The following is a 20,044-nucleotide window of genomic DNA, read 5'->3' as shown; positions in this document are numbered from 1 at the left end:
ATTTAGGGTAACTCCTTTGTTGTGGCGCTTATGTTTTGGCTTGGTTTTGAGATGACGCCAGAAGAAGTTTTAACTAATATCCTATACTCATAAGACCTGCCAGGTTTTACCTCAGTATCGATATACTCGGCGTTTAGTCTGCCATTTACCTCTGCGATCTGGCTAAATTTATTAGCTCCTGCATCGCTTCTTTGGATGAGATAGCTTGCTACTGTGCTATCAGGATGTGGTCTCCAGATCACTTTTACACGGCCTGGAAGCCCTGTGATAGCTTGTGCAAATGGCACAGAGTCAAGTAGTGGCTTAGTTGTCGCAGTTGCGATCGCACCTGGTTGAGAGATGGCGTTGCTTGAGTAGGTTCTCATCTGGTATGAGTAAGTTGTCTCTGGAGCTAGGTCGCGATCCACATAGTGCGTAGCAAAGCGGTCTTTTATGTTTGCAACTAGTTGCATTTTTGAGTTTGCATCGTTTGGATTTGAACGGTAAAGGTAGTAGCCAACGACGCTCTCGTCGCTCACTGGGTTCCACTCAAAGCCAACTTCTGTCATATCTGAAATAGTTTTTAAGCTTGTGATAGTTGGTAGTGACGTGCTTTGCTGGGTCGGTACGCTAGAGCCGCATCCCGCTAAGAAAGCTACTAAAAATGGTGTCAATATGCGTAGGGCAAATTTTTTCATCAAAAATCTCCTTGGGAATTTTTTTGTAAATTATTTGGTTAAAGTCATCATACGTTTTTGCGGTAAATTCTACCCTTTTGCCAGTTCGTGGATGGATAAAATAGAGCATATAAGCGTGAAGCATAACTCTGCTTATTTTATCGCCTTGGCTCTTAAATCCGTATAAATCATCGCCTAAAATATGGCGGTTTATGCTAGCAAGATGCACTCTTATCTGGTGTGTCCTGCCTGTAAAAAGCTTTGCTGCTATCAAATTTACTCCGCTTTCGCTTAGTAAATTTACAAAGGCACTTTTGGCAAATTTAGCGTCCGCGACGATCGCTTTTTTTAGGCGGTTGTTTGGATTTCTGCCGATTGGCTTGTCGATGATCACGTCCTCTTTTAGGGGCAAGTCAGTGAGCGCTAGATAAATTCTCCCCATGCTCTTATCGCTTAGCTGCTCGCTAAGTTTTGCGTGGGCGAAGTTGTTTTTAGCAACGACGATAGCGCCGCTCGTGCCCTTATCTAGGCGGTGGACGATGCCGGCTCTTACGTCGCCGTTTAAATTTGAGAGCATAAAGTCCTTTTTGTTTAACCACTCAACTAACGTCGCCTCTTTGACGCTTGGGGCTTGGTGAACTACGATTTGCGGGGGCTTATTTAGCACTATGAGATCGTCATCTTCATAGATGATAGGGATCTCAAAATTTACTTCGTACTCGTTTTGCACCTCTTTTTTTGGGGCAAAATTTACGCAAATTTCATCGTTTTCGTTTAAAATAAAACTTGGTTTTGAGACTGGTTTTAAATTTACGCTTACAAGAGAGTCTTTTATCAAATTTAAAGCTTGATTACGTGAAATTTGAAGCTCCTGCGCCACTGCAACGTCGAGTCTTGAGCTATTTAAAACATTAAATTTAACCAAAATCAAAGCCTTGTTTGTGATATAATCTAGCCCAAAAAACAAGGTTTGCTTCTTGATAAAACTAGATCGGCGTATTTTAACACATTTTGATTTTATTCAGCCGTTTTTAATCATCCCAATCATAGCCATCTCATACATCCTAGTTTCCGAAGCAAACGACATTTTGGCGAACAAACAGCTTGTATATTTTGGCATAGGATTTGTCTCATTTTTCATAGCATTTTTGCTGCCTATTAGGCGCATAGACTGGATTATCCCGATGTTTTACTGGGTCTGCATCGTGCTACTTTTAAGCGTTGATATCTTTGGCGTTAGCAAGCTTGGAGCTAGGCGCTGGCTGGAGATCCCCTTCGTTCACTTCACGCTTCAGCCCTCAGAGCTCATGAAACCAGCTTTTTTGCTGATGCTAGCCTATCTAGTTAAGCAGCGCCCTCCAGAGGCCCAGGGATACGGGCTAAAAGACTTTTTAAGGCTTAGTTTTTACATACTTTTGCCTTTTGCACTCATCATGAAAGAGCCTGATCTTGGCACCGCGCTCATACTTTTGATAGTTGGCTACACCATCCTTTTTGTCATCGGTGTAAATAAGAAAATTTGGATCTGCATCATCCTTGCCATAGGATTTTCGGCGCCAGTTTTGTATGAAAATTTGCATGATTATCAAAAAAAGAGGATCCACGACTTCATCGCTGAAGAGCCAAGCTACCACGTCAAACAAAGCATCATCGCCATAGGTAGTGGCGGGCTAAAGGGCAAGCCAAAGGACGAGGCGACGCAGACGCATTTTAAATTTTTGCCAATCGCCACAAGTGACTTCATCTTCGCCTACAATATCGAGCGTTTTGGTTTTTACGGGGCGCTGCTTTTGCTTGGGCTTTATGGAGCGCTTATAACGCACTTACTTAGCCTAAACTACGGGCTTAAGAATGATTATTTCACGCAGGTGACTGCCACTGGCATAGCCGCGCTCATCTTCGTCTACGTGGGGGTAAATGTCTCGATGACAATCGGTTTTGCGCCGGTTGTGGGCGTGCCGCTGCCGTTTTTTAGCTACGGCGGAAGCAGCTTCGTCACCTTCATGGTACTTTTTGGGATACTGCAAAATCTGCTAACATTTAGGTTTGATCAGACCTACCGCTCGGTGAAATTTAAATTTTAAAATTTGCAAATTTGTTTTGTCAAATCAGATAAGCGTCAGGCAAATTTTAAAATTTCATGAACGAGTAATTTCGGCTCTAAAATTTGAGCTAAGCTGAAAGCGAAGCCAAATTTTAGTAGTCAATTCTTAGGGGTGAATGAAAGTTTTAAAATTTATAAAATAGCTTCATTAAATTTGTAAATTCTTTTTATTAAAAAAGGGTGACAAGGGGATTTAAATTTTGCTTCGCGGGCTCGCAACTGAGTGGCAGACACGAAGCCGTCCCCTTATCCCCCTTTTAAAATCCACCTATCCCCTCGCACGTTCAAAGGGCATGCAATGGCACTATCGTGCCGCATGCAGTTAAAGAAACTACGACAAATTTTAAAATTTCATGAACGAGTAATTTCGGCTCTAAAATTTGAGCTAAGCTGAAAGCGAAGCCAAATTTTAGTAGTCAATTCTTGCGAGTGAATGGAATTTTAAAATTTGCAAAATAGATTTTTAAAATTTAAAGTTTTATTTCTTTGTTAAGGGGGAAGAGGCTTGAATTACGAAGTCGCTCCCTTCCCCCTTAACAATCCCCTAACCCCAACAACGTTAGAGGTGACATGCAATAGTGCTTGCGCACTGCATGCGTTTTATCATCATGCGAGTGTCAGGCAAATTTTAAAAATTAATGAGCGAGCATATCACGCTTCAAAATTTAGTAAGTTGCTAAGGTGAGTGAGTAAGATTTTAAAATTTGCAAAAGCCGAAATTTACAAAATCAATCCTATTTCTCCCCCTTAAACAAAGAGGCAAAATACTCATCGATATTAACGCCATCTTTTTTCATATCTTTTAGCCTTAGCCTTACGTCGGCGTCTTGCCAAAGAAGTGGTGGTAGCGCAAACATCACCTTATCAAGGCTAAAATTTCTTACATCATCGCGCCAGCCATCCCAGCGGTAAAGCTCGTAAAATTTAGATATATCGCCACTTAGCGCCCAGTATAAAAACTGCGAGTAGCCAAGCTGCGTATCTTCCCATTTGCCGCTGTCTGGTGCGTAGTAAAAGACGTTGCCAGCTTTACCACCAAAGGCGCCGCCATTTACCGCGAAAAATCCGCCCAAAACATCATCCGCCACGAGCAAATAGCTAGGCATCTGCCCTGCTTCGCTAAAGCTTTTACCAAGGTTAAAGCTGTAAATTCCGCGCTTCATCTGCTCGCATCCTGAGCCAAGCAGGCGCAGCCAACCGCCATCTATCACTATGCCGCCGCACCCATAAACAAGCGCTCCCATCGGCGAGCGAGTGGTGACCTGAAGCCCTAAAAGCTCACTTTGCGCCCTGCTCTCATCGCGAGGCAAAATTTCATAGTCGTTTTTGGCCTCTTTTAGCCACTCTTCGATCAGCGCCCAGCCTGGCTCATTTGTGTCTATAAGCTCGTCTAAAGTCCTCATTTTCTGTCCTTTTGATCAAATTTGGTGAAATTTAAAAGAAGAATTTGGCGAGTCGCCCCGCCAAATTTATATTAGTATATTATTTTGCGTCCCAAGCTAAGATCGTGTTGCCCTCGGCGTCGGTAGCCACGTCGCCCATGCCCATGATGTTGTAGCCGCAATCTACGTAGTGGACTTCGCCTGTTACGCCGCTAGCTAGGTCGCTAAGTAGGTACATAGCGCTGTTGCCGACGTCTTCAGTGGTGACGTTGCGTTTTAGCGGGCTATTTACTTCGTTGTAGCGCAAAATCATTCTAAAGTCGCCTATTCCGCTTGCGGCAAGCGTTTTAATAGGACCTGCACTAATGGCGTTTACGCGGATATTTCTCGCGCCAAGGTCGTGTGCTAAGTAGCGAACTGAGCTCTCAAGTGCCGCTTTTGCAACGCCCATAACGTTGTAGTGTGGCACAAATTTTGGTCCGCCAAGATATGTAAGAGTTAGCACCGAGCCGCCCTCTTTTAGCACCGGTAGGACCGCGCGAGTAAGGCTTAACAGCGAATAAACACTAGTGCCCATCGCTATGTCAAATGCCTCTTTTGTGGTGTTTACAAACTCGCCCTCAAGCGCCTCTTTGGGCGCATAGGCCACAGCATGCACGACAAAATCGATCTCGCCAAGGTCTTTTTTGATTTGGCTAGCAAGCCCATCTAAATGTGCTTGGTTATTTACGTCAAGCTCGTAGACAAATTTGCTACCAAACTCCTCAGCGATCGGCTCAACGCGCTTTTTAAGAGAGTCATTTAGGTATGTAAATGCCATCTGCGCACCTTGATCGTGACAAGCTTTTGCGATGCCGTAAGCTATTGATTTAGCATTAGCGACGCCTACGATCAGACCTTTTTTACCTTTTAAAATCATTATTTCTCCTTTAAAATTTTGCAATTCAAATTTTAAACCAAATTTAATAGCGGCAGTATCACGCAATTCCAGATGTTTAAATTTGCGTTTCGAAATTTAAACAAACCAACAAGCGGATATATCGCTAGGTAAATTTAAATGTTTCGAAGTAAATTTCATCCCAAGACTAGGCAGATAGCCTGTCGAAGGATGAAATTTGCAAGATCGTTTAAATTTATCAGCGAGATGCCGCGCTAATAAGCCCTAGAAAATTATTCGCATCCCAGCTGGCTGTGCCTACCAGCACCCCATCGCAGCTCTTTATACCTGCGATATCAGCGATATTTGCTGCATTGACGCTTCCGCCGTAAAGTAGCGGCACGTTTGCCTTTGTCTTTAAAAAACTTAGCACCTCATCTATCTGCTCTATGCTCGCACTCTTGCCAGTTCCTATCGCCCATATCGGCTCATAGGCGATGACTAAATTTTTATAGCCAAGGTCTATATTTTCAAGCTGGCGGCTTAGAAATTCTTTGGTCGCTCCGCTCTCGTTTGTGCTTAAATTTTCACCGATGCAGTAGATGACATTCCAGCCATTTTTTGCAGCAAAGTCAAATTTCGCTCGCAAAAACTCCTCGCTCTCTTTTAAAATTTCACGCCTCTCAGAGTGGCCGATTAGCACGTCTTTGATATCAAATTCATCAAGCATTACCTTGCCGATCTCGCCAGTAAATGCCCCACTCTCGCAAGGGTAGAAATTCTGCGCCCCAAGCCTAAAAAGATGCCTTTTTTCATCAAAGGCACTAGCTGGTACAAATACGCTCACGTCGTCATTTGCGCTTAAATTTGCGTCTAAAATTTTCGCGTACTCTCTAAAGCTCTCTCTTGTGTGGTTGCACTTTAAATTCGCTAGAAATTTCAAGACCTACTCCTCTTTTCTAAGCGGCTTTATGCCAGGCAGCTCTTTGCCTTCTATGAGCTCCAAGCTCGCACCGCCACCAGTTGAGATAAATGTCATTTCATCAGCATCTCCCGCGCGCTCGACCACGTCAGCCGTATCGCCACCGCCAACGACGGTTGTCGCGTGAGTATCGATGATAGCGTGGCTCATTTTGATACTACCTTTGCTAAATTTATCCATCTCAAAAACACCCATAGGTCCGTTCCACCAGATGGTTTGTGCATCGGCGATGACCTCTTTAAATAGCCTAATAGACGCTGGTCCGATATCAAGCCCCATCCAGCCATTTGGGATTTCCTGTGCTGGGACGTATTTTACGGCACTTTCAGCTGAAAATGTCTGAGCAGCGACGACATCCACTGGCAGGTAAATTTTCACTCCTAGTTCTTTGCCTTTTTGTAAAATTTGCCTTGCATCTTCGATGAGCTCTTCTTCAAGGAGCGAATTTCCGATATTTTCACCCATTGATTTTAAAAATGTAAATGCCATGCCACCGCCAATTATGAGCTTATCTACACGTGGCAGAAGGTTATGCAATGCTTGAAGCTTACCGCTCACCTTTGAGCCACCCACAACTGCGACAAATGGACGAGATGGATGTTTTATCAAATTTTGAGCGAAATTTATCTCTTTTTGTAGTAAAAATCCCGCTGCCTTATGCTTTTCATCGTAAAATTTAGTGATCGCTTCAACCGATGCGTGAGCTCTGTGACAAACGCCAAATGCGTCATTTATGTAAAATTCGCCAAATTCTGAAAGCTCTTTTGCCAAAGCTTCATCGTTTTTGGTTTCGCCTTTTTCGAAGCGTAAATTTTCTATCATCAAAATTTCACCAGCTTTTAGCGCCTCAGCCTTTGTCTTAGCATCATTTCCGATCACATCTTCAGCAAATATCACCTCTCTATCAAGCAGTCTTGATAGCCTTTTTGCTACGCCGCGAAGTGAAAATTTCTCTTCAAAGCCATTTTTTGGACGACCCAAGTGACTAGCCAAAACCACGCTGCAGCCGTTATCTAGGCAGTAGCGGATAGTTGGTATCGCTGAGCGGATCCTACGGTCATCAGTGATGTTTAAAAACTCATCCATAGGCACGTTAAAATCGCACCTTATAAAGACTTTTGCACCATTAAGCTCAAGGTCGTTGATCGATAAAATATCACTCATTTTTCACCCTTTAAATTTACTTTGTAGCCACGATCTTAGCAAGATCGACAAGCCTTGTTGAGTAGCCCCACTCGTTGTCGTACCACGCAAAGACCTTCACCATATCATCAGCGATAACCTGCGTAGTGTCGCTCGCTACGATGCTGCTAAAGGTGCTTGTGCAAAAGTCGCTGCTAACTCTGTAGTCGTCATCAACAAATAAAATTCCCTTTAAATTTGACTCCGCAGCCGTTCTAAACGCCTCGTTTATCTCCTCTTTGCTAGCTGGTCTTTTTAAAACCGCCGTTAGATCGACCATTGAGACGTTTGCCACTGGCACGCGCACTGCTTGGCCGTGTAGTTTGCCATTTAGCTCGGGGAGCACTTTAGCGATCGCTTTTGCAGCTCCGGTGGTAGTAGGTCCGATATTTAGCGCTGCAGCGCGTGAGCGGCGGAAGTCTTTAGCCTTTACATCTACTAGGCTCTGTCCGTTTGTATAGGCGTGGATCGTGGTCATTAGCCCTTTTACGATGCCAAATTTATCGTTTAGCACCTTTGCAACTGGAGCTAGGCCGTTTGTAGTGCAGCTTGCGTTTGAGACGATCGCCTCGCCTGCGTATTTATCGTCATTTACGCCAACTACAAATGTCGCCGTGTCGTCTTTTGCGGGAGCGCTCATGACGACTTTTTTGACGCCGCGAGCAAGATATGGCTCACATTTTTCAGTGGTTAAAAACTTGCCAGTGCACTCTAAAACCACGTCTGTGCCGTAGTCTGCGTAGCTAAGCTCGTTTAGATCTCTTGTAGAAAAAACTCTTATCTTTTTGCCATTTACTTCTATAAATTCGTCGCTTATCACCTTAACGTCTTGCTTAAATTCGCCGTGCACGCTGTCGTATTTGAGCAAGTACCTCGTCATATCCCTTGTTGCGGTGTCGTTAATAGCGACAAGCTCAACATCGTCTCGCTCTAAAATAATACGAGCGGCACACCTACCGATACGCCCAAAGCCGTTTATTGCTACTTTAACTGACATCTTAGCTCCTTTTGATATAATTACGCCTAATTCTACAAAAAAGAATTTTAAAACAAATATAAACAAGGCACTTTAATAGATGAAGTTAGCACTTTTTGGCGGGAGCTTTGATCCGGTTCATTTAGGACACGATAGTATTGTGAAAATGGCACTAAGCGGCCTTGATATCGACAAGCTCATCATCATGCCAACTTTTATAAGTCCATTTAAGAGCGAATTTTCAGCTCCACCAGAGCTTCGCCTAAAGTGGATAAGAGAAATTTGGGGCGGCTTAGAGAAGGTCGAGATCTCAGACTATGAGATAAATTTAGCTCGCCCAGTGCCTACCATAGAGACAGTTAAGTATTTGTATGAGAAATTCAAGATAGAGAAATTTTATCTCATAATAGGCGCGGACCACCTAGCTACGCTTGATAAGTGGCACGGCTACGAGGAGCTTAGAAATTTAGTGCAGTTTGTGATCGCCAAGCGCAATCACATAGAAATTCCACAAAATTTACAAAAAATGGACGTGCATGTGGATGTTAGCTCATCGCAGATCAGGCACCAAAAGGGGCTTGATGAGCTGCCTAGCGAGATAAAAGATGAGATTATAAATTTTTACCAAGGATTAAAGATGCAGGAAAGATCGATGCAAGAGCGCACCGAAAGTATAGTTAAGGTTTTAGACGCAAAAAAGGCTGAAGAGATACAAGTGTTTGATATGAGCGGGGATGATTATTTCGTAAAGGCCGTAGTTATCGCCACTACGCTTGGTGAGAGGCACGCTTACTCGCTGGCTGAGGATCTAAAAGAGGAGCTTAAGCCTCTTGGAGAGAGATTTATAGGTACTGAGAGCTCACCTGATTGGATCGTGATGGACCTTGGCGACATTTTGATACATCTTTTGAGCCCAGCCTACAGAGCAAAATACAACATCGAAGAGTTTTTGCAAAAGCTAAAAACTAGCAAAGAGTCTTAACAAAGACAAGCGATGAGCAAATAAGCCATAAAAATATAAAAAATGCTAGTAAAAATGGCTTTTTGCCCGTCGCTTTAAATATACTCCTATCTATCCCAAACCCCAAAGCACACATCGCAACACAAAGACAGATGCTAGCTGAGAGCTTTAAAATTTGCACCAAATTTTCAGGGAAAAATGGCAAAGACCTGACGCAGATCGCCACTAGGAAAAATAGCGCAAACCATGGTATGCTCTTTAGCTTTGAGCCGCTGCTATTTTGGCTTAAATTTAAAAAATTTAGCAAAAACAAAAATGGCACTAGCATGATGACGCGAAGCATTTTTATGATGAGGGCAGAGCTGCTTGTTGCGCTATCAAATGCCGCTGAAGCTGCCACTACGTGGGCTACTTCGTGAAGTGAGCCGCCGATAAAAAAGCCAGTTTGCTGAGGCGTGAGAGCTAGAAATTTAGCGATAAATGGGTAGATAAACATGCCAATACTCCCAAATAGTATCACTGTGCAAATAGCGATAGCAAGCTTGTTTGCGTCTGCTTTTATCTCATTTTGAGTAGCCATGACAGCAGCTGCGCCGCAGATGCTTGCCCCTGAGCCAATGAGCACGGCACTATCTTTGCTAAGTCCCAAAGCTTTAGCGACAAAAAGAGCAAAAGCAAAGGTCACAAATACCATAAAAGCTGAGTATATCACGCCAAGAGCGCCAACGCTTGCGATCTCACTAAGGCTTATATTAAAGCCAAAAAGTATGATGCCAAGCCTTAAAATTTGCTTCCCAGCGATCGCTACGACGCCGCTATTTTTTAAAATTTGAGTCTGTTTGGTAAAAAGATTTGCAAAAATGGCGCCTAAAATGATCGAGATGATGAGCGGGCTAGTGTGAAATTTAGCCAAAACCGTGTTTGAGAGCACAAAAGAAATGGCGCAGATTAGCGCCAAAACAAGCACAGCAAGAAATTTATGAGACATATTTTAACCTTAACTATTTTTTTAAAAATGCAATTAGCACGTTTGGGTATAATTAGGCGAATTATATAATGCAAATTTAAAATAAAGATAAAGGGATAGGCCTATGATCATCCTTGGCGAAAAATATACTTTCACCAAACTCGAGCTAGAGAAGCTTAGGAAGAAATTTGGTCAGGTAAATTTTTTATCCCATGAAAATAGCGATGCTAAAACTTTGCGAAGCGCACTGGAAAATCTCATAAAATCAGGTGATCAAAGGCTCATAGTGCTAAATACCGAAAAGCCAGTTGATGGCAAGCTGGTGAGATTTCTCACGCTTTTGCAGTTTAAAACGAAGTATAAGAAGATCAAATTTCTAAATGTGGAGAGCTTTTTAGAAATTTATCTGCAAAAGTGCTACATCCCAGAAAATGGCGAAAATTTAAACTTTTTAAATGATATCAAGCCTTACAATGCCCTTGAATACGCCTTAAAACGCGTGATTGACTACGTAAGCTGCTCGATGCTTTTTGTGATGCTTTTTGTGCTTAAATTTTACGTAAAGAAAAAGATAGACGAGCAATCCCCTGGCAGCCTTTACTTCTTGCAAAATAGGGTTGGGCTGGGCAATAGAGAATTTGAATGTATCAAATTTCGCTCGATGGTGGTTGATGCTGAAAAAGACGGGGCTAAATTTGCTAGCAAAAACGATGAGAGAGTCTTTGAATTTGGCGAATTTATGCGTAAAACTCGCATTGACGAGGTGCCACAATGCATAAATGTGCTTCGCGGTCAGATGCACCTGATAGGCCCAAGACCAGAGCGAAGATACTGGATAAATTTCTTTGAAAAAGAGATCCCTTACTATAATGAACGCCACATCGTCCGCCCAGGGATTACCGGCTGGGCACAGGTAAACTACACTTACGGCGCAAATGCACTTGATGCCAAACAAAAGCTAATGTATGATCTTTACTACATAAAGCACTGGTCATTTTGGCTGGAGATAAAAACTATATTTAAAACATTTGAGATAATACTAAGCAAAAAAGGTATTTAGCTGTTTAGTCCATAATAGCTTTCGTATATTTTTCTAGGACAATATTCTCATCAAAAGATAAAATCATCTTTTCTCTGCCGTTTTTACCCATTTGTTCAAGAATGCTTTTATCAAGATTTAAAATTTTTTCCATTTTTTCAGCGAGATCTATAGAGTTTTTTGGCTCACACAAAAAGCCATTTACTCCATCGTCTACTATTTCTTTACAACCACTAACATTTGTAGCTATTAATGGCTTTGCCATGGACGCGGCCTCTAATAAACTTTTTGACATTCCCTCTTTGTACGATGCCAGCACAACACACTCAGCACTAGCTACAACTTTACTTACATCATCGCTCATACCAAGATAGTCCAAAAAGTCGTTTTTAAGCCACGAATTTAACTCTTCGTCGCTAATGGCAGTATTATTTTTGACATTTTGTTCTCCTAGCAGCAAAATCTTAAAATCATCTCTTTTTTTTCTTAAAATTTTACCAGCCTCAACTAACTCAACAATACCTTTATCTTTTATAAGTCTTGCTACACACAAAAATTTAAATTTTTCGTCTCTTTTGCTCTCTTGTCTTGGGGCAAATTTATTTATATCTACACCACTTCCTGGTAGGAGGTCGCATTTTTCTTTTGAAATAATGTCCAAATTTACAAATAGATCTTGATCATCTAAATTTTGAAAGAATACAACCTTGTTTGCATTTAGCGATATCTTATAAAGAAATTTAACTATGCTTGTGACAAAACTTTGTTTTATGAAAACTGTCCCAAGTCCCGTGATATTACTAATACAACAAATGCCTAAAATTTTACAGGCAAGTGAGCTATAAATATTTGGCTTAATAGTAAAATTTAAGACACAAGCTGGCTTCTCCTTTTTATAAAGGGCTAGCAAACTAAAAAAAGTTTTTAGATCAACTAACGGATTTATCCCTTTTGCATCAAAATTTATATGAAAAACTTCAAAATTTTTTTCCAACAAAGCTGAGTATTTTTCATCAAACGGAACAACAAACGACACTTTAAAACCATTTTTTTTTAGGTGATTTGCAAGGCTCAGTCTAAAGTTATACCCACTCCAAGCACTATTTGTCACTATAAAGATGCTTTTACTCAAGCCATCTCCTTTTCCACATTTGATAAACCACAATAAACCAAATAAGACTCTGAAGCTCTTCTCCAGCATAAAATCTATCTTTTAAATTTTGTATTTGTTTTACATCAAATATCTCATCATTTAAAGCCCTAGAGTCCAGATTCTCTTCAACAAGCCATCTTAGATCACCTCTTAACCACTTTGCAAGTGGGATCTGAAAGCCTGATTTTGGCTTGTCTATTATATCTTTTGGGATATATTTGTACAGAATTTGTCTTAGCAAATATTTTGGCTGATTATTCTTATATTTTATATTTACTGGAACGCGTGCCAAATACTCTATCAAACGATGATCTAGTAGTGGCTCACGTCCCTCTAAGCTAACACTCATTGTAGCGCGATCAACTTTTGTAAGCACATCATCGCACATAAAAAGTTTATAATCACACATCATCATATGATCTAAAAAATCAAGATTGAGCTCATTTTTCCACACATTCATATACTCTTGTTTTAGCCCTATTTTTAGAAATTTAGTTACGTCCGACCTATCTACATAACTACTTGCATTTATAAACATTTCGTCTAAATTTTTACTATTTATAGCTCTTTTTAACTTTAGAAATTTATCTCTAAAATTTGTCTGGCGGATATTATTTGGCAGGGCTTGATTTGCAATGTCAGCTATTTTTTCATTTATTAAATTTAATCCAATTTTTATCAAATTTCTCTTGAGCGAAGTAAAAAAAGTACCCTGAAATTTATGTAAGAAGAAATACTTGCTATATCCACAAAAATGTTCATCTCCACCATCTGCGCTAAGTGCAACTGTTACATCTTGTTTTGCCATTTTTGAAACTGCCATGGTCGCTACCGCAGAGCTATCCCCAAAAGGCTCATCATAAAAGAAAGAAAGAGTGTCGATATATGAAAGCATGTCGACTTCATTTATATAATACTCATGATGATTTGTACCAAAGTGCGTGGCCACTTGCTTTGCGTGGGCAGCCTCGTTAAATCTAGCGTCATCAAAACCTATGGTAAATGTATCAATCTTTTGCGTTTTGCTTAGCAAAGCAGCCACCAGTGAGCTATCATATCCGCCACTTAAAAAGACGCCAACTGGCACATCAGCAATAGTACGTAAATTTATTGCACTGTCTAAAAGACCTTCAAGTTCGTTTAAAATTTCACTCTCATTTTTATTAAATTTTGGCTGTGCATAAAAATATCCTACATCCCAATATTTTGTTATTTTAAATGTTGTTTTGACAATATCAAATTTTAAATAACAACCAGCAGGAAGTTTAAAACAATCCTTAAAAATACTATAAGGCGCAGGAATATAGCCAAACTGAAAAAAATAAGCTAGCGCATCTAAATTTTGCTCTTTCTTAAATTTTGGATGCTTGTGAAAAGATTTGATCTCAGAAGAAAAAATAAAATTTATACCATCAAAATAGTAATAAAGTGGTTTTACGCCAGCTCTATCACGGCATAAGAATAGCTCATTTTTATTTTTATCCAAAATAGCAAATGCAAACATTCCTATAAATTTAGCAAGACACTCATCACCCCACTCTTTATAAGAGTATAAAATAACTTCGGTATCAGAATTTGATACAAATTTATAGCCAAGGGCTAATAGCTCTCCCTTTATAGCTTTAAAGTTATAAACCTCTCCATTAAAAACTATCACATATCCACCGCAATCGCTCACAAAAGGCTGGTGTCCATTTGAGCTTAGATCCATTATAGATAGGCGGTTATGGCCAAGGTGAACGCCACTTTTTTCATCAAAAAAAACACCTCTATCATCTGGACCGCGATATGCCTGCATCTCTAGCATATCTACTAAAATTTGCTCATTTTTATTTTTATCTAAAAAGCCAACTAACCCACACATATCACTTCCTTGTATCGTTTTATAATACCATCAATGTTAAAGTCATTAGCCCTTTCTTTGGCAACTTGTCGGTACTTCCCCCTTAACTCATTATCACCTATTACAACTTCTATCGCTTTTGTCAAATTTACCTCATCTTGCACCGGCACCAACACTCCAAATTCTGCAAGTTCAATATCATCTCTTAATTCAAATTTAATATCACTTTTTGGCGCTAAAATCTCCCTTGGACCACTAAGACAATCCGTGCTTATAACTGCACATCCACAAGCCATTGCCTCTGCCAGCACATTTGGAAAGCCTTCAGCATTTGACCCAAGTATAAATATACTGCATTTTGAAAGATATTTATATGGATTATTATCAAAACCCAAAAAAACCACCCTCGTGGTGATACCGAGCTCTCTTGCAAGAACTTTTAGTTTACTCTCATTTTCGCCTTTTCCCAGTAGATATAATACATAGTCGTTATCAGCTATTCTTGCAAATGATCTTAATATCAACTGCTGATTTTTCCTATCGCACAATGTACCAACTGCGATTATACTTTTCTTGTCAATATCAACGCCAACTTTTTCGTTGGCCTTATTGTTTATACTCTCTATATCATATGGGTTGTAAATTACCACCTGTTTAACACCAATATTAAAATTTTCAATCAAGTCAAATTCTATTGCTTTTGAAACCGATATTATCAAGTCTGCCTTTTTATATAGAGTTTTTAATAAAATTTTACTAATTACATCTTCGAGAGAATTATTACGATACATCGCACTAGGAGCTATTCTCTCGCTAATAACAACTCTATGTTTTGCAAAAAAACTAGATAATATATTTATATAATTTGACCTATACAAAAAGCTTGTTACCTGATTAAAGCCAAATTTTTTAATGATTTTAGCTAGCTTAAAGGCCAAAAATGGGAGCCTGATTAATTTTTTTATACCACTTAAATTTACATCTTCTTTTAAACAAATAACATTTATTCTGTTATCAAGCAGATAGTCTATGTTGTTCTCTAATAAAATCAGATAACATTCATATTCAAAGCACAACTCGTTCAATAAGGTACTAACGACCCTCTCTGCACCACCACCGCCAAGAGAGTTGATCAATATAGCTATTTTTTGCATGATTTAAGAATTTATATTTTTATATATTTTTTCTAATTCTGAAAAATATTTTTCGATATTAAATTTATCGACTACACTATCATATAAAGCATTTCCGTATTTTTGCCTTAGCGCGTAGTCCTGCTCCAAGTTATTTATATGATTTGCCAATTCATCAGGTTCTATCTCTTTTGGCTGTTGTAGCTTTTTTGTTTTTGGATTTACCACATATTCTGGCATAGGAACAGAATTGATAGGTATCTGACGAATACTAATTTCCTTTTTGGGCTCTATAAGCACACCGCTAATCCCATCGTCTATAATTTCTGAAATTCCATCTACACATGAAGCAATTACAGGTTTTTTACAAAACCCAGCCTCAATTATGGTATTGCCAAGTGGTTCTCTAATGGATGGCACAATGATTAGATCCATGCTATTTATAAAATCAAGCGGATTCTTCACTCTACCAACGAAAAATATATTGTCTCTTTTGTCCGCCATATCTTTTAGTAGTAGCTCCCATGGGCCATTTCCAGCTATAAAAAACTCATATTGTGGCAACTTTTTTGCAACCTCTATAAAAGTATGAACTCCTTTTGGGGTATCAAGCCTGCCTATATATCCGACTTTAAATTTATTAATATCATTAGTAGCAAATGCGCTATTGTTTAAAATCATATCACCACTTAAAAAACCATTATACAAAACATGAATTTTATTTGCATCTACGCCAAATCTCTCAATCATCATAGTTTTTGATGCATTAGAATTTGCAAGCAGTAAATTTGCTTTATTGGCATTATCTCTATACACGTGAATATCTTCATCTTTTAAATTCCAAGCAACTCCCCTTTCGTGCAATATGATATTTGACAAGGGCAGTGAATTTAAAATTCTATGCAAAGAGTGGCTTCCAATATTATTATAAAAGTGAACTATGTAGCCTTTGGAGTATAAAAAATAGATAAATTTTAGTTTGTTAAATATAGAACTGCTTATATTTTTATAATAACACCCTATTTCCTTAAAATAGTCATCTAATGAATAAGTGCCATAGATCTGATGATCAAACTCACTTTTTTGCAGCGCCATCTTAAAATATGGAACAAAAGACTGCTGAACTCCTCCTATGCCAACAAGTGATAATTGATGAATAACTGTTTTTTTATGCATTTACTAGTCCACATATTATTTTATAATACGCCTCGTCTATAACTTTTGTAGATGCCCTATTTATAATGTTTTCTGCATTTTTAGTAAGCTTTTCTTTTGGAATTTTTAATGACATTATTATTTTATCAGCAAATTCTTTCGGATCCAAACTAGAGCAATACCCACCCTCTCCATCAACTATCTCAACATCAGTTATATTTTCTATAATATTTGCCACTATAGGCACCCCACAGGCTTGGGCTTCTATGATAGGCGTTCCAAATCCTTCATCTTTTGATGGAAACACAAAAATGTCACTTAGTTTTATGTATTCATCCATATTATCAACAAAGCCTATTTTAAACTGCACTCTATCTTCTAATCTAAATTCTTTTATTTTATTGATTATATTATCAAACATATAAGGCTCTCGTTTATTTTCAGGACCACCTATTACTAACTTAAAGTGATCTGGCAATAGCTTTAAGACATCAAGTAAAAAAATATGATTTTTGCTACTGCGCAAACTACCGATATAACACAATACTATATCATGATCAGAAAAATTAGTATATTTTTTTCTAAATATTTTTTTTATCTCTTCGCTACACAAATTAAATTTATCTTCATTTACAGGATTGGGTCTTGACCATATATTTTTAATAGCAAATTTTCTTGCTAGGATTTCAAGCCGCTTAGATATAGCAACAACCACAGTATTTTCTTTTGAAAAAATCTTTTGCATAATTCTTGAAAACTGTATGGGGTAAAATGGATTTGGCATATCATTGCAGAGCTCTCTTATGATGGGTTTATTTTTTTTAGAAAAATACCATGTCAAAAACCCTATGGTAAATGTATTTCCAAAAGTATGTAACAAGTCATATTCTTTTATGTTTTTTCGTATATATAGCCAGCTATAAAAAAACTCCCAAAGCATATCAGCTAAAACTATAACGCTTCTTTTTAGTGATCTTTTTTTAGGAACATTAAATGGAGATGAAATTCTATACACATCCACATCATTATATTTATATTTTAGATTATTATTAAGTGATACAGAATTTGATACAACATCAAATTTAATACCATATTTACCAGAAAGTCTTTTGTATGTATTATAAGCCCGCAGTCCAGACCCAGAATACTCCTCTATAAATTTACTTGAAACTACTAATACTTTTATCTCTTTAGCACTATTTGACATTCTTATTCTTTTTCAATATAAAAATTGTCCATTTTGGCCTTTTTGATCTAAAAAATAGGTCAAAAAATATATTAAAGACGCCCAAAAAACCTTTATGTGGGTTTAAATGTGCAACTTCCACAATCTCAAGATCTGTGTATGTTGTTAAATTTTTGAAATCTATAGTATCTAGCTCAAATATATGATAGTTTTCCAATCTTTTAGTTGCCGTATCCTCTTGTTGTTTTTTTAGTACATGACTGTTTTTTACATAAGGTATAGATAAAAATAAGTAGCCACCATTTTTTATATATTCGCAAATATTTTTTAATACCATCAACTGATTTTCTACATGCTCAATAACCTCAAAAGCAAAAGCACTATCAAATTTATTTTCAAGAGAAGACAACTCATCTACTGTATATGCTTCTATTCCCTTTGATTTCATATGTTCAACGCATTTTTTATTTATATCAACACCAACGCCACCCAATCCCAAAAATTCCAGAAAAACACCATTTCCAGCTCCAAAATCAACAATCTTATTATTTTTTATATCAATGTATTTTTCTATAATTTCTTTTGTTTTTATATACCTATAAACAGAAGAATATAATCTATACTTATTCTTTGTATTATTAAACCACTTTTCCTTATCTACTAAATCAATATTTCTTTCATTTAAATCGATTATATGATTTTTAATAGAATCAATAGCTACTATTTTTTCAATATCTATATTCATGTTATTTAGTTTGTTCAAACTGCATTTACATAAATATAATTCAAGTAACTTAATGTATGTCTTTTTCATTTTCTAAACCTTGACAAATAATCTTCAGTCTGCCATGAAACATGACTTCTTGGCTTCTTAAATATATCTTTCATAGCTCTTGTATACTTTACAGTATCCATCATATGGGTAACATCCATCCAATAATAAAAAAAACTTATCTCAAAATTTCTCCAATATTTCTTTGCGTTTTTACCAAAAAAAACAAAAGGAATTTTAAAAATAAACCTTAACGGGATGATCCAGCTTGGGACAATACTTTTTTTATTAACAGGGATATCATCACCCCATACATTACACATATTTTTATCTTTTAACATACTAACATATAGATTTTGCTCATCTTTAAATTCTGCTGGAACCTTTTGCCAAAAAAATAAATATTCATCATCCCATAATGGCATTCTCCACTCATGTCCATAATACTCGTAAATTCTTTGGCCAGATATTACATACTTAGTTTGCCTATCTATAAACTCAGAATACTCGTAAAACAAATGATCCTGAGAACTATCACTCCTTAAATCACCACAGGCTAAGACGATTTCATCCCACAACTTTTTCTTGATCAATGATATATTTTTCTCTGTTTTTAGATACCCCCAAAGAGAAAAATGCTTATTAATAAGGTTATTTAAAATATTTTCTTTTCTATCTTCATATGAGGTTAAATTTTTTCCACTCTCCATCATCTTGCTAATATGTGCACCTGAAATAAAATCGCCACTATTTCCATTTATAAATATAGCATCACTATCTACATAACCAATATCTTTTAGATATTTAAGTGCAGATAATCCTTGTATATACGGCACTGATGCAAAACTTTCACTATATTTTAAGTATTCAGCATAATCACTTGAGCTATAATAATGTTTCTCAGTACAATGAGTTAAAGGAATAAAAATCCACTCATAACCTAACTTCTCAGCCACAATCTTAGCAACTTTTGCTTCGGAATTATCTTGTGTACCGTAAGAGAAGCATTTAACATTTTTAGCAGACAGATATTTTAGCGCAGACACCACCAGCCTAGAGTCATTCCCAGCACTCAAAGGCACTACTATCTGTCTATTACCTATGTTTTTTAACATTTTTCTAAAAATTTTTAATGTTACATCAAATAACTCTTCTTGATAACTTTTATAATCTTTTTTTTCTATTTCTCCAAAATATTTATAGTACTGCATATACTTAAAATCATCATTTTTAAAAACTACTAACTCTCCAGCTTTTAAAGCATATAACCCTTTGTAAAAAGTTTTATTGCCTATCGTATAGCCAGACATAGAAGCTTCTAAAAGCAATGTTGTATCAACACTTGCTTTTGAGTCATTTTGATTAATTATATTCTGTGGGTTATTACTAATGTAAAAATTTTTATCAAATTTATAAAAAAACAACGGTGTACTTCTTATTTTATCTACCAGTATAAAAGATAGATCATTTTTTTGTACAGCAATGGCAAAGTGCCCATCGATACTATGTGATAGTTCTGCTATGCTACTTTCATCCTCTACACTATAAAGTAGTTCTGTTAATTCATCTATAGAGTGAGAATATATATGCCCTTTTAAATATATACTCATCTCGTCTTTTTCAAATTTGTTCCAAAACTGATCTTGTTTTATATCTATAACTACCATACCATTCCT

The 20,044-nt window shown here is 37.7% G+C and carries 18 protein-coding genes; 3 read left to right on the top strand and 15 right to left on the bottom strand.

Annotation, left to right across the window (positions count from 1 at the left end; translation table 11 throughout):
* Positions 1–2: 2 nt before the first annotated feature.
* Both CVT08_RS02245 and CVT08_RS02240 read right to left on the bottom strand, forming a co-directional pair.
* On the bottom strand, positions 3–677 hold the full coding sequence (locus CVT08_RS02245) for a fibronectin type III domain-containing protein (RefSeq protein WP_196381020.1): 675 nt from the start codon (positions 675–677) through the stop codon (positions 3–5).
* On the bottom strand, positions 610–1,581 hold the full coding sequence (locus tag CVT08_RS02240; RefSeq protein ID WP_107856607.1) for an RluA family pseudouridine synthase: 972 nt from the start codon (positions 1,579–1,581) through the stop codon (positions 610–612). Before CVT08_RS02240 ends, CVT08_RS02245 begins: the two co-directional genes overlap by 68 nt.
* Before the next feature lie 52 nt (positions 1,582–1,633).
* Between CVT08_RS02240 and CVT08_RS02235 the strand changes: the two genes are divergently transcribed.
* On the top strand, positions 1,634–2,740 hold the full coding sequence (locus tag CVT08_RS02235; RefSeq protein WP_107856581.1) for an FtsW/RodA/SpoVE family cell cycle protein: 1,107 nt from the start codon (positions 1,634–1,636) through the stop codon (positions 2,738–2,740).
* A 754-nt stretch (positions 2,741–3,494) separates the two neighbouring features.
* On the opposite strand, the gene CVT08_RS02230 is transcribed toward CVT08_RS02235, so the two are convergent.
* From CVT08_RS02230 to gap, 5 genes are all read right to left on the bottom strand, one after another.
* Positions 3,495–4,163, bottom strand: coding sequence for a DUF2625 family protein (locus tag CVT08_RS02230; RefSeq protein ID WP_107856580.1), 669 nt, complete (start codon positions 4,161–4,163; stop codon positions 3,495–3,497).
* A gap of 79 nt (positions 4,164–4,242) precedes the next feature.
* Complete coding sequence (fabI, locus tag CVT08_RS02225) at positions 4,243–5,061, bottom strand: enoyl-ACP reductase FabI (RefSeq protein ID WP_107856579.1); 819 nt, start codon at positions 5,059–5,061, stop codon at positions 4,243–4,245.
* A 217-nt stretch (positions 5,062–5,278) separates the two neighbouring features.
* Entirely contained in the window at positions 5,279–5,962 is a 684-nt protein-coding gene (locus CVT08_RS02220; protein WP_107856578.1) for a triose-phosphate isomerase, read from the bottom strand.
* Between the two features lie 3 nt (positions 5,963–5,965).
* Entirely contained in the window at positions 5,966–7,165 is a 1,200-nt protein-coding gene (locus CVT08_RS02215) for a phosphoglycerate kinase (RefSeq protein WP_107856577.1), read from the bottom strand.
* 16 nt (positions 7,166–7,181) lie between these two features.
* Positions 7,182–8,180: a type I glyceraldehyde-3-phosphate dehydrogenase gene (gene gap / locus CVT08_RS02210; protein ID WP_107856576.1), complete on the bottom strand. Its 999-nt coding sequence runs from the start codon at positions 8,178–8,180 to the stop codon at positions 7,182–7,184.
* 79 nt (positions 8,181–8,259) lie between these two features.
* On the opposite strand from gap, the gene nadD reads away from it, so the two are divergent.
* Positions 8,260–9,141 carry a nicotinate (nicotinamide) nucleotide adenylyltransferase gene (gene nadD, locus CVT08_RS02205; RefSeq protein WP_107856575.1) on the top strand — a complete coding sequence of 294 codons (882 nt, stop codon included), beginning with the start codon at positions 8,260–8,262 and terminating at the stop codon, positions 9,139–9,141.
* Here the strand turns inward: nadD and CVT08_RS02200 are convergent.
* Positions 9,125–10,108, bottom strand: a complete 984-nt coding sequence (locus CVT08_RS02200; protein WP_107856574.1) for a YeiH family protein — start codon at positions 10,106–10,108, stop codon at positions 9,125–9,127. The genes nadD and CVT08_RS02200 overlap by 17 nt on opposite strands.
* A 103-nt stretch (positions 10,109–10,211) precedes the next feature.
* Between CVT08_RS02200 and CVT08_RS02195 the strand changes: the two genes are divergently transcribed.
* Positions 10,212–11,147: a sugar transferase gene (locus tag CVT08_RS02195; RefSeq protein ID WP_107856573.1), complete on the top strand. Its 936-nt coding sequence runs from the start codon at positions 10,212–10,214 to the stop codon at positions 11,145–11,147.
* 4 nt (positions 11,148–11,151) lie between these two features.
* Here CVT08_RS02195 and CVT08_RS02190 read toward each other — a convergent pair whose 3' ends face one another.
* The 7 genes from CVT08_RS02190 to CVT08_RS02160 are packed head-to-tail and all read right to left on the bottom strand — an operon-like array spanning position 11,152 to position 20,035.
* Positions 11,152–12,258, bottom strand: a complete 1,107-nt coding sequence (locus CVT08_RS02190; protein WP_107856572.1) for a glycosyltransferase family 4 protein — start codon at positions 12,256–12,258, stop codon at positions 11,152–11,154.
* Complete coding sequence (asnB, locus tag CVT08_RS02185) at positions 12,251–14,143, bottom strand: asparagine synthase (glutamine-hydrolyzing) (protein WP_107856571.1); 1,893 nt, start codon at positions 14,141–14,143, stop codon at positions 12,251–12,253. The genes CVT08_RS02190 and asnB overlap by 8 nt, the downstream gene beginning before the upstream one ends.
* Complete coding sequence (locus tag CVT08_RS02180; protein WP_107856570.1) at positions 14,131–15,276, bottom strand: glycosyltransferase; 1,146 nt, start codon at positions 15,274–15,276, stop codon at positions 14,131–14,133. Before CVT08_RS02180 ends, asnB begins: the two co-directional genes overlap by 13 nt.
* Positions 15,277–15,279: 3 nt before the next feature.
* Positions 15,280–16,431: a glycosyltransferase family 4 protein gene (locus CVT08_RS02175; RefSeq protein ID WP_107856569.1), complete on the bottom strand. Its 1,152-nt coding sequence runs from the start codon at positions 16,429–16,431 to the stop codon at positions 15,280–15,282.
* Complete coding sequence (locus CVT08_RS02170) at positions 16,424–17,617, bottom strand: glycosyltransferase family 4 protein (protein WP_107856568.1); 1,194 nt, start codon at positions 17,615–17,617, stop codon at positions 16,424–16,426. Before CVT08_RS02170 ends, CVT08_RS02175 begins: the two co-directional genes overlap by 8 nt.
* Entirely contained in the window at positions 17,607–18,410 is an 804-nt protein-coding gene (locus CVT08_RS02165; RefSeq protein WP_107860962.1) for a class I SAM-dependent methyltransferase, read from the bottom strand. Before CVT08_RS02165 ends, CVT08_RS02170 begins: the two co-directional genes overlap by 11 nt.
* A complete protein-coding gene (locus tag CVT08_RS02160) occupies positions 18,407–20,035 on the bottom strand; it encodes an asparagine synthase-related protein (RefSeq protein ID WP_107857022.1) in 1,629 nt (542 codons plus the stop codon). The genes CVT08_RS02165 and CVT08_RS02160 overlap by 4 nt, the downstream gene beginning before the upstream one ends.
* Positions 20,036–20,044: the final 9 nt, after the last annotated feature.

Origin of the sequence: Campylobacter concisus, from assembly GCF_003048835.2 — a bacterium.
Lineage (GTDB): Bacteria > Campylobacterota > Campylobacteria > Campylobacterales > Campylobacteraceae > Campylobacter_A > Campylobacter_A concisus_D.
This window is presented reverse-complemented; position numbering and strand designations above follow the sequence as displayed.